This is a genomic window from Desulfocurvus sp. DL1XJH-121 (assembly GCF_054819825.1).
In genome coordinates this window covers 1-10,716 of sequence record NZ_JBTVWW010000044.1, presented here as the reverse complement: position 1 = coordinate 10,716, position 10,716 = coordinate 1, and the positions used below count along the sequence as shown (strand labels likewise).

The 10,716-nt window shown below is 66.0% G+C and carries 10 protein-coding genes; 6 read left to right on the top strand and 4 right to left on the bottom strand.

The annotated features are described in order from the left end of the window. Window positions 1–328: 328 nt before the first annotated feature. The 3 genes from ACYYG1_RS17030 to ACYYG1_RS17020 all read right to left on the bottom strand — a co-directional run bounded on the left by ACYYG1_RS17030 (window position 329) and on the right by ACYYG1_RS17020 (window position 2,973). Entirely contained in the window at window positions 329–1,057 is a 729-nt protein-coding gene (locus ACYYG1_RS17030; protein WP_461211533.1) for a TerC family protein, read from the bottom strand. A gap of 83 nt (window positions 1,058–1,140) precedes the next feature. Then, window positions 1,141–1,572 carry an ACT domain-containing protein gene (locus ACYYG1_RS17025; RefSeq protein ID WP_461211532.1) on the bottom strand — a complete coding sequence of 144 codons (432 nt, stop codon included), beginning with the start codon at window positions 1,570–1,572 and terminating at the stop codon, window positions 1,141–1,143. Between the two features lie 96 nt (window positions 1,573–1,668). Next, window positions 1,669–2,973 (bottom strand): phenylacetate--CoA ligase family protein, encoded by a 1,305-nt coding sequence (locus ACYYG1_RS17020; protein WP_461211531.1) that lies wholly within the window; start codon window positions 2,971–2,973, stop codon window positions 1,669–1,671. Window positions 2,974–3,229: 256 nt separating this feature from the next. Here ACYYG1_RS17020 and pgl point away from each other — a divergent pair, with 256 nt between their 5' ends. The 6 genes from pgl (at window position 3,230) to ACYYG1_RS16990 (ending at window position 7,900) form a co-directional block, all read left to right on the top strand. After that, window positions 3,230–3,946 (top strand): 6-phosphogluconolactonase, encoded by a 717-nt coding sequence (gene pgl, locus ACYYG1_RS17015; RefSeq protein WP_461211530.1) that lies wholly within the window; start codon window positions 3,230–3,232, stop codon window positions 3,944–3,946. A gap of 74 nt (window positions 3,947–4,020) precedes the next feature. Beyond that, window positions 4,021–4,605: a nitroreductase family protein gene (locus ACYYG1_RS17010; RefSeq protein ID WP_461211529.1), complete on the top strand. Its 585-nt coding sequence runs from the start codon at window positions 4,021–4,023 to the stop codon at window positions 4,603–4,605. A gap of 9 nt (window positions 4,606–4,614) precedes the next feature. Continuing rightward, window positions 4,615–5,043, top strand: coding sequence for a ribosome silencing factor (rsfS, locus tag ACYYG1_RS17005; protein ID WP_461211528.1), 429 nt, complete (start codon window positions 4,615–4,617; stop codon window positions 5,041–5,043). Window positions 5,044–5,071: 28 nt separating this feature from the next. Further along, window positions 5,072–6,631, top strand: a complete 1,560-nt coding sequence (gene gpmI, locus ACYYG1_RS17000) for a 2,3-bisphosphoglycerate-independent phosphoglycerate mutase (protein WP_461211527.1) — start codon at window positions 5,072–5,074, stop codon at window positions 6,629–6,631. After that, entirely contained in the window at window positions 6,624–6,866 is a 243-nt protein-coding gene (locus ACYYG1_RS16995) for a hypothetical protein (protein ID WP_461211526.1), read from the top strand. The genes gpmI and ACYYG1_RS16995 overlap by 8 nt, the downstream gene beginning before the upstream one ends. Window positions 6,867–6,916: 50 nt before the next feature. Next, window positions 6,917–7,900, top strand: a complete 984-nt coding sequence (locus ACYYG1_RS16990) for a glycosyltransferase family 4 protein (protein WP_461211525.1) — start codon at window positions 6,917–6,919, stop codon at window positions 7,898–7,900. A 112-nt stretch (window positions 7,901–8,012) separates the two neighbouring features. Here ACYYG1_RS16990 and ACYYG1_RS16985 read toward each other — a convergent pair whose 3' ends face one another. Next, complete coding sequence (locus ACYYG1_RS16985) at window positions 8,013–10,016, bottom strand: methyl-accepting chemotaxis protein (protein WP_461211524.1); 2,004 nt, start codon at window positions 10,014–10,016, stop codon at window positions 8,013–8,015. Window positions 10,017–10,716: the final 700 nt, after the last annotated feature.

The window sequence follows — 10,716 nt, the reverse complement described above, 5'->3', positions numbered from 1 at the left end:
CTTGCGGATTCGTGCTTTGATGCACCTGCATGTGTTCGAGCGAAAGCTCGTCGTCCCGGCGACCACGCTCTGGAGCGAAGGGGCCACGGTCTGCCGGGACGGCCGCGGAGAAGGAAAGCCTCCTTCCCCCCGGCCTCCTCTGCCATTTCACCCTTATCGTTTGGTCAGGGACAACATACAAGGGGCCTGGGGGGCTCGCCCCCCCGCCCCTTTGCCAGCTGGTTCAAAAGCCTTGCTTTTGAATTGGCTGTCTTCGTGAACCATCCGATAAATCGCAACCATACAAGGCCAAGGACAACTCCCAGGAGCCTGTCCGGCCAGCATCCCCTCAACTCGGCCGCGCGGCCTTGCCCCCCTTGCGCAGTCGCAGATTCAACACCTCCACGAACAACGAGAATCCCATGGCGAAATAAATGTACCCCCGGTCGATGTGCCTGCCGAGCCCCTCGGCCACCAGAAACACCCCCACCAGCAGGAGAAACGAAAACGCCAGCATCTGCACCGTGGGGTGGCGCGAGACGAAGGCGCCCACGGGGCCGGAAAAGGCCAGCATCACGCCCACGGCCGCCACGATGGCCGCCACCATGACCCACAGGTGCTGGGCCATGCCCACGGCCGTGATCACGGAATCCAGTGAGAAAACCAGGTCCAGGACCATGATCTGCATCACGGCGGCGGCCGTGCCCGATACGGCGCGCCCGCTCGCGTCCGCGTGTCCGGCTTCGCCCTCCAGCTTGTCGTGGATCTCGAAGGTGGCCTTGCCCAGCAGGAACAGCCCCCCGGCCAGCAGCACCAGGTCGCGGCCGGACACGGGATGCGCGCCCATGTGGAACAGCGGATCGGACAGGCGCATGATCCAGCTGATGGCGAAGAGCAGGGCGATGCGGCTGAGCATGGCCACGGCGAGGCCCAGCCGCCGGGCCCCGGCGCGCGCGGCCCGGGGCAGCTTGTTGGTGATGACCACGATGAACACGATGTTGTCGATGCCCAGCACCACCTCCAGGCCCGTGAGGGTCAAAAAGGCGATGAGGTTCTCGATGCTGAAGAGGGTGTCCATGATTGTGCTCCCTGGCGTTGATCAAAAAAGGCCGGACCCCGCTGGGCCCGGCCTGTTGTCCGTTCGTATGGGCCGCGGGGGCGTTACATCTTGTAGAGCTTTTCCCCGGGCACCACGTTCAGCCCGGCCTGGGCCAGCAGCTCCAGGGCCTGGTCCGTGCGGTCGAAGCGGAAGATCATGATGGCGTTCTGCCCGCTCTGCTGCACGAAGGCGTACATGTACTCCACGTTGACCTTGTTCTCCGAGAGCATGCCCAGGATGGAGTGCAGGCCGCCGGGCTTGTCCGGGACTTCCACGGCCACCACGGTGGTGCGGCCCACAGTGAAGCCGTTGTCCTTGAGCACGGTCTTGGCCTTCTCGAAATCCGAGACGATGAGCCGCAGGATGCCGAAGTCCGACGTGTCGGCCAAGGACAGGGCGCGGATATTGATGCCGGCCTCGGCCAGCACGCGCGTCACCTCGGCCAGGCGTCCGGCGCGGTTTTCCAGGAAGATGGAAATCTGTTCGACCTTCATGGCGGGTCTCCTTGTGTATCAGTGTCGGTGGGGGAACCTTCCCCATTCATCCTGTACCCCAGGCCACGGCCCGGGGCAACCCGTGGAGATAACCGATTATTTGGCCTTGCGCTTGTCGATGACGCGCAGGGCCTTGCCCGCGCTGCGCTCGATGCCCTTGGGCTCCACCAGGCTGATCTTGGTGGTCACGCCCAGGAACTCCTTGATGCTCTTCTTGAGCTTGGACTCCATCTTCTGCAGGCCCTTGATCTCGTCGCTGAAGAAGTGCTCGTCCACTTCCACGCGCACCTCCAGGGTGTCGAGGCTGCCCTCGCGGTCCACGATGAGCTGGTAGTGGGGCAGGGTGCCCTTGGTCTCCAGGAGGATGGACTCGATCTGCGAGGGGAACACGTTGACGCCGCGGATGATGAGCATGTCGTCGCTGCGGCCCGTGACGCGCTCGATGCGCACATGGGTGCGGCCGCATTTGCAGGGCGTGTAGTTCAGGCGCGTGATGTCGCGGGTGCGGTAGCGGATGAGCGGCTGGGCCTCCTTGGTCAGGGTGGTCAGCACCAGCTCGCCCAACTCGCCCTCGGGCAGGACCTCGCCGGTCTCGGGATCGATGATCTCGGCCAGGAAATGGTCCTCGAACAGGTGCAGCCCGTCCTGGGCCTCGTGGCAGCTGATGGCCACGCCCGGGCCCATGACCTCGGACAGGCCGTAGATGTCGATGCAGGTGATGCCCGCGCGCTCCTCGATGTCGCGCTTCATCTCGGCGGTCCAGGGCTCGGCCCCGAAGATGCCGATCTTCAGCGGCAGCTTGGCCACGTCGATGCCCGCCTCCTCGGCGGCCTCCAGAAGCACCAGCATGTAGGAGGGCGTGCTGCAGATCACCGTGGGCTCGAAGTCCCGGAGCAGAATGGCCTGCCGGCGCGTGCCGCCGCCGGACACGGGCACGATGGTGGCGCCCAGCTCCTCGGCCCCGTAGTGCGCGCCCAGGCCGCCCGTGAACAGGCCGTAGCCGTAGGCGTTGTGCACGGTGTCCAGGCTGGTGGCCCCGGCGCTCATGAAGCAGCGGGCCATGAGCTGGGACCAGTTCTTCACGTCGCGCTTGGTGTAACCCGACACCGTGGCCTTGCCCGTGGTGCCCGAGGAGGCGTGGATGCGCACCACGTTGTCCTTGGGCACGGCGAAGAGGCCGAAGGGATAGTTGTCCCTGAGGTCCTGCTTCTGGGTGAAGGGCAGCTTGCGGATGTCCTTCAGGCTTTTGATGTCCGCGGGGTGTATGCCCGCCTCGTCGAACTGTTTGCGGTAAAAGCGCACGTTGTTGTAGACGCGCCTCACCTGGTTCTGGAGGCGGGAGAGCTGCAGCTTTTCCAGCTCCTCGCGCGGAAGGGTTTCCATGTCGACGTCGAAGATCATGACGGGCTCCTCGTGCTCTGTTGGGCCGCGCCCGTGCGGGGACTTCCCCGCTGGGCGGTTGGGGACGTATGAAAGGCCAAAATGACGATTTTTGCCGATAGCCAAAGATTCTGCACTACCCCGGCCGGACGCGTCAAGACCGGGCGCGCATGGGCTTGACTCCCGCCGCCGGGGGGTTGCTTTTCGACGTCTTGCGGGTACATTCGAAGGACGCGCGGGGGCCTGCCGCGCGGCCCACGCAATCCGGGAGAAGCGCATGGAAAGATTGGATTTCGACGACATGGAGGCCTTGAGCGCCCACGCCGCCGGCCTGGTGCGCGACGTGGCGCGCGAGGCGGCCGGGGCGCGCGGGGCCTTCACCCTGGCCCTGGCCGGGGGCAGCACCCCCAGGCGGACCTACGAGCTGCTGGCCGAGGCCGAGGGGGTGCCCTGGGACAAGGCCCATGTCTTCTATTCCGACGAGCGCTGCGTGGAGCCCGGGCACGAGCACCGCAACTCGCGCATGGCCGAGGAGGCGCTGCTGTCCCGCGTGGCCGTGCCCGAGTCCGGCCTGCATCCCGTGAAGGTGGCGGGCTACCAGCCGGGCCTGGACGCCGGGGGCTACGAGTTCCTGGTCCGCAACACCTTCAAGTTCAACGGGCTGGGCGAGGGCAAGGACTGCCCCTTCGACTGCATCCTCCTGGGCATGGGCGAGGACGGGCACACGGCCTCCCTGTTCCCGGACGGGGACGAGCTCACGGCCAGGCGCCAGATCGTCATGGCCGTGGAGCCCAAGGGCGACCCGCACGTGGCGCGCGTGACCATGACCCTGCCCCTCATCAACCAGGCCCGGAACGTGATTTTCCTGGTGGCCGGGGCCAAGAAGAAGGCCCTGGCGGACCGCATCTTCAAGGACCCCGAGGCCGCCGCCGCGCGCTACCCCGCGGCCATGGTCCGTCCCCGTGGACGGCTGGTCTGGCTCGTGGCGGGGTGACGGCAAGGTTTGCGGGATACACGGTTTTGCTATAGTGAAAGACGCCCCCGCAAAGGGGCAAGGGAGGAACTGACATGGAATTTCTCGAACTCGCCAAGGCCGCCCGCACCGTGCGGCGCTACGACACGGCCTCTCCCGTTGGAATGGACGTCCTGGACCGCATGGTGGACGCCGCCCGGCACACGCCCTCGGCCATGAACAAGCAGCCCCTGCGCTACGTGCTGGTCAACGACCCGGCCTTGTGCGCCAAGGTCTTCGAGGGCCTGGCCTTCGCCGGGTATCTCAAGGACTGGCCCGGCCCGGACGAGAACGAGCGGCCCACGGCCTACGTGGTCATCTGCCACGACGGCGAGCCCGGCCCCTGGAGCAAGGTGGACCTGGGCATCGTGGCCCAGACCATGATGCTCGAGGCGCGCGACCAGGGCGTGGGCTGCTGCATGGTCGGAGCCATCAAGAAGGACGTGGTTGCCGGGGCCGTGGGCCTGCCCGACGGCCTGGAGATCATGCTGGTCCTGTCCCTGGGCAAGCCCGCCGAGACCGTGGTGGTGGAAGACCTGCCCGCTGACGGGGATTTCAAGTACTGGCGCGCCGAGGACGGCACGCATCACGTGCCCAAGCGCGGCGCGGCCGAACTGGTGGCCCTGCGCCTGGGCAAATAGGAGCACAATTTGGACAACAAGGAAAAGCTCGCCGCCACCGGCCCGGACACCCGCGAGAAGATGCGCATGGTGGCCGGATGGCTCGACGACAAGCAGGCCCGGCGCGTCACCGCCATGGACGTGGCCGGGTTGTGCACGGTGACCGAGGGCCTGGTGCTGTGCACCGCCGGCAGCGTGCGCCATGCGCAGGCCCTGGCGGATCACATCCTGGACATGGCCGGGGAGAACGCCATCGCGTACCTGGGCATGGAGGGCTACAAGCCGGGAAACTGGATTTTGGTGGACCTCAACGACGTGCTCGTGCATATATTCCTGGAAGACTCCCGTGGCTTCTACAACCTGGAAGGGTTGTGGAACGAGGCGGAATTCCTGGAACTTGACCTGCCCGGCGATGACCTCGGCGACGAGGACGACCTGGGCGACGAGGACGAGGCCTGATCCCGGCCGCGTCCGCAGTGGAGACCTCATGAGCACCCCGATCCCGACGCTGTTGCTGATCCTGGACGGCTGGGGCGTGGCCCCGCCGTCCGCGGGCAACGCCGTGTCCCTGGCCGAGACTCCCAACCTGGACCGCATCCAGGCCCAATACCCGCGCACCGAGCTCGTCTGCTCGGGCCGCGCCGTGGGCCTGCCCGACGGGTTCATGGGCAACTCCGAGGTGGGGCACATGAACATCGGGGCCGGGCGCGTCGTCTACCAGGACATGACCCGCATCGACATGGCCATCGAGCAGGGCGGCCTGGGCGGCAACCAGACCCTGGCCGCGCTCCTGGACCGCGCCCAGGCGGGCAGCGGCAGGATCCACTTCATGGGCCTGGTCTCGGACAGCGGGGTGCACAGCCATCTGGACCACCTCTTCGCGCTGTTGGCCTGCGCCCGGGACGCCGGGGTCCAGGCCTTCGTGCACGTCTTCCTGGACGGCCGGGATTCCCCGCCCACGGCCGGGGCCGGGTACGTGCGCAAGCTCGAGGCGCGCATGGCTGAGCTGGGCCACGGGGCCGTGGCCAGCCTCACGGGGCGCTACTGGGCCATGGACCGCGACAAGCGCTGGGATCGCACCAAGCTGGCCTACGACGCCCTGACCCTGGGCCAGGGGCAGGCCGTGGAGGCCGGGGATGACGCCGCGGCCAGGGCCGTGGAGGCGGCCTACGCGGACAAGGAATACGACGAGTTCGTCAAACCCCGGGTGATGACCAGGAATGGCGCGCCCGTGGCCCTGCTCCGGGACGGGGACGCGGCGTTCTTCTTCAACTTCCGCGCGGACCGCGCGCGCCAGTTGACCCGCGCCCTGTTCGATCCGGGGTTCGCGGAGTTCGAGCGCCAGGCGCGGCCGCGCCTGGACCTGGCCACCATGACCCGCTATGAGGCGGACTTCCCCCTGCCCGTGGCCTTCGGACCCCAGGACATCGAGAAGCCCCTGGGCGAGGTGGTGGCGGACCAGGGATTTCGGCAGCTACGCATCGCCGAGACCGAGAAGTACGCCCACGTGACCTATTTCATGAACTGCGGCCGCGAGGAGCCCCTGCCCGGTGAGGACCGCGAGCTGGTGCCGTCCCCGCGCGAGGTGGCCACCTACGACCAGAAGCCCGAGATGAGCGTCTTCCAGGTCACGGACAAGCTTCTGGCGGCCCTGGATTCCGGGAAATATTCCTTTATCGCCTGCAACCTGGCCAACCTGGATATGGTGGGCCACACGGGCGTGATCCCCGCAGCCGTGGCCGCCGCCCGGGCCGTGGACGACTGCGCCGGGCGCATCGTGGCCAAGGCCCTGGAAAAGGGCGGGCGCGTGCTGCTCACCGCGGACCACGGCAACGCCGAGGAAATGCTGGACGAGGCGGGCGCGGTGCAGACCGCCCACAGCCGCAACCGGGTGCCCCTGGTGTACATCGAGACCGGACGCGAAGGCGCGCGCCTGCGCGAGGGCGGCAAGCTCGGGGACATCGCGCCCACCATCCTGGACCTCTGGGGCCTGGACAGGCCCGGCCCCATGACCGGAGAATCCCTGCTGGAGAAGCACGGTGTCTGAGCGCAAAAAACCCCTCACCCCGGTGAAGCCTGCGGGTATGGAGATCCTCTGTTTCTATCCCTGCCCGTTCTGCGGCCGGGAGGTGCCCATGATGGCGCCCACGCAGCCCGCCATGGTGCGTTGCGACGCCTGCGGCAAGGACTTCCCTATCGTGCCCGTGGACGAGCGGGGGGTGCGTTTCTTCAAGATCATCACGGCCAACGGCAAGGCCGCCGTCGATTCCGACTTTTTGTAGGCCGTAGCGGCGGCTGATACTGAACCTGGGCCGCTTTGGGATGTCGTTTCATGCCTGATCTTCTGTTTCTGACCCAGTCCGGCGAGAACCTGCCCAGCGTGCGGTTTCGCGTGCTGCCCTTCGTGAGCCTGGCGCGCGAGCGGGGGATCGACGCGGCCTGGCGGCGCTATCCCAAGACCGCCCTGGCCCGGGCCGCGTTCTTCGCCACCCAGGGCCGCGTGCAGACCGTGGTCCTGCAGAAGAAGCTCGTCTCCGGGCTGGAGTTGTCCCTGCTGCGTTCCCGCTCGGGGCGGCTGCTGTTCGACTTCGACGACGCCCTGTGGGCCATGCACCCAAACCAGGGCGAATGCGGCGGCAAGCCGGACGAGAGGGAGCTGGAGCGCCTGCTCCGGGTCTGCGCGGGCGTGGATGCGGTGGTGGCGGGAAACACGTTCCTGGCGGACAAGGTCCGGGGCGCGGCGCATCGGGTGGACGTGTTGCCCACGCCCCTGGACACGGACGTCTTCACCCCGGGCCCGGCGCATTCCTCGCGCCCGGTGGTGGGCTGGATGGGCACGGCCTGCAATCTCTTCTTCCTGCCCGAAATATTCACGGCCCTGGCGCCCCTGGCCGGGGCCTTCGACGTGTCCGTGGTCTCGGACGGGGACTTCGCCCTGCCCGCCGGGTTCGCCGGGGGCTTCACCCGCTGGACCGCCCAGGACGAACTCGAACTGCTGCGCTCCATGGACATCGGGCTGATGCCCCTGTCCGACGACGAGTACACGCGCGGCAAGTGCGGATTCAAGCTGCTGCAGTACATGGCCTGCGGCGTGGTGCCCGTGGCCTCGGACGTGGGCTTCAACCGCGAAATCGTGACCCACGGCCGGGACGGCTTCCTGGCTCCGGACCCGGCGCGCTTCGCCGAATACGTGGAAAAGCTGGTGCGCGACCCGGACCTGCGCGCGGACATGGCCGTCCGCGCCCGGGAGACCGTGGTGCGCCGCTTCGGCCTGGCCGCGGCGGCCGAGAATCTCTGGCGCATTCTCGGCGTGTAGAACCGCGCGTTCCTTTTCCTTCCCTGTCGATTTTCCAAAAAATGGGGGGGAGGGCCCTTGAGCCCTCCCCCGGATCCGTGTCGCCGCCGGCGCGCCCGCCGGTTTTGAGAGGCTAGTCCTCGGTCAGCGACTGGATGATGACGGTCAGGTCCTCTGCCAACTGGGCCAGGTCGTGCACGGCCTTGGACGATTCGCGCATGGCGTCGGTGGTCTCCCCGCTGATGCGGTCCACTTCCTCCACGCTGGCCGTGATTTCCTCGGTGGCGGCGGACTGCTCCTCCGTGGCCGTGGCGATGCCGTTGGCCATGTCGGCCGACCGGGTGATGGATTCGACGATCTGGTCCAGGATGCCGTTCACCTGCTGGGCGGAATTCACGGTCAGCTCAAGGGCTTCCTGCGCCCGGGCGCGTTCCTTGACGTTCTTGCCCACGGCGCTCTGGATCTTGCTGATGGAATCGCCAACCTCCTGGGTGGCCTGCATGGTCTTCTCGGCGAGCTTGCGGACCTCGTCGGCGACCACGGCGAAGCCGCGTCCCGCGTCGCCCGCGCGGGCGGCCTCGATGGCCGCGTTCAGCGCCAGCAGGTTGGTCTGGTCCGCGATGTCCTGGATGACTCCTATGATGCCGCCCACGGCGTCGGCCTTGTCGGAGAGGTCCTGCATGGCGATGTTGCTCACCTCGTCGATCTCCCTGATGTTGCCTATGGCCTCGATGGTCTGGCCCATGATTTCCATGCCGTTGGTGGCCATGCTCTTGCTGTCCTCGGCCTGCGAGGACGTGTCACCGGCGTTGCGGGCGACCTCGATAACCGTGGCGGACATCTCCTCGATGGCGGTGGCGACCTCGCTCACGCGGTTCTTCTGGTTCTCGGCGCCCTGGCTGACCTGCTCGACCTGGGCGGAGAGCTCCGTGGCCGTGGAGGACATGGTTTCCGCCACGGACCGGGCCTCCCGCGCCGCGCTCTGGATCTTCTCGTTCTTGGCTTCGATCTCGGCCTGGGCCTCGCGGACGCTCTCCAGGGCGGCCTCGGCCTCGGCCTTGGCCTTCATGGCCTCTTCGGACCGGGCCCTGACGTCCTCGATCTGCTGCTTGATCTGGGCGGCCATGGCCTCCAAGGCGTCGAGCATGGCGCGGATGTTGTCCTGCACCTCGTAGTCCACGCGTTCGTCGTAGTTGCCGTCCGCGACGTTGCGGGCCATGACCTCGACGCCCTTGAGGACCTTGCGGATGTTGGCCACGACCAGGAACACGACGATGGAGGAGACGATCAGGGCGGCGGCGCTGCCGATCAGCCCGGAGGTCAGGATGTCCTTGTCCAGACCGAACTTGATTTCGTTGCCCGTCAGGCCGAAGCCCACGCGCAGGCCGGATTCCTCATGGATGCCGACGTAGGCGTACTTCAACTCGTCGTTGAACGTGTAGGAGATGAGTTCGTTGTTAGCGCCGAGCAGGGCGGAGGCGTAGGACGCGTCGGCGAAGGACTTGCCCGAAAGCGCGTTGTTGGGGTGCCAGGCGAACTTGCCTTCGCCGGTGAAGAGGTACATGTACCCCAGGCTGTTGACGTTGAGGTTCTTCAGGTAGGTGACGAAATCGTCATCGATGATGGGCAGGCCCACGTAGAGCACGATGTCCGGGCCGTAGGCCTTGTATTGCACGATGCTTTGGAAGCCCATCAGCACGCGGGCCCCATGCCAGGTCCCTCCCGATGCCACTGCCCTGTATGCGTCGGAATTCGTGTCCAGCTTGGTGCCGATGGCGCTGCCGCCGCCCTTGGTCGGGATGGTCGTGGCGATGCGCACGAAGTCCTCGCCGCGCTTTTCGAATACGGTGGCGTACAGCTTGTGTTCGGCGAGCAGGGCCTTCACGATCTGCTCCGGGGCAGTGCCCGCGGCGAACTCGTTTTCCAGGCCCAGCATGCCAAGCCTGACGAGTTCATCCTGTGCCTTGACCTTGATGTCCAGGGCCCGGATCGTCGAGCCGACCAACCCCGAGGAGAGGTTCGTCCCGAGATTGTGGGCGCTGGTGTTGAGGAGGATGTTTGCGACGATGCCCATTGACAACACGGTTACGACCAGGATCAGGGTAAACGAACCCACCAGCTTTGTGTTGAATGTCATCTTCACGGCCTAGCCTCCCTGGTTCCGGATTAGTTAAGGGGGCGCTCTTATTCTATAGGTATTCACTTTCAATTGCGCAAGCAATTTATAGATATTTCTTGTAACGTCATGAAAAAAGGCACAGTTCTGTCGTTGGATGGCGGAGAGGAGCGTGAAAATTGGCATCAAGCGAGGGCTGCAACTGAAGGCAAGGGGTTGTTCATTTGTGCCATTTCCGTTTTCGTCAGGAGACTGCGGCAATGGAGTTGGATGGTTTGGCTGGGCGGGGAAGGGCAATGCACAAGGGGGCGGGTTGTGGCCCGAGTCTGTCGAATGGCGCTGTGCGTGGGTCTGTGATGCGTTACAACATGCTGCAATCATTCGTGTTGTAGAAAGAATATATTTTCAATTGATGTTTTCTAGATTTTTGCTAAACAATACAGTCAGGGTCAACCTCATAATCAGCGCCCGGCGCGGCGTTTCTCGCCATCGCGCCGCGCCGGGTGCGGAGAGTTCAAGGCTCCACCGGGGCCACGGGCCGCGAGGCCATACGTTTCAATCGGGCTCGATCGCAGGATCGGGTCCGATTTTTTGTATTGTGGGAGGGGAGTTGTGGTGCAAAACCACTTCCGCCCTCCCGCCCACCCACCGCGTTCCCTCGCGGGTAGGGCGTTGGTTTGTCGGGAGTGTTGGAATGGGTGGCGCGGCCGCGCCCCATGCG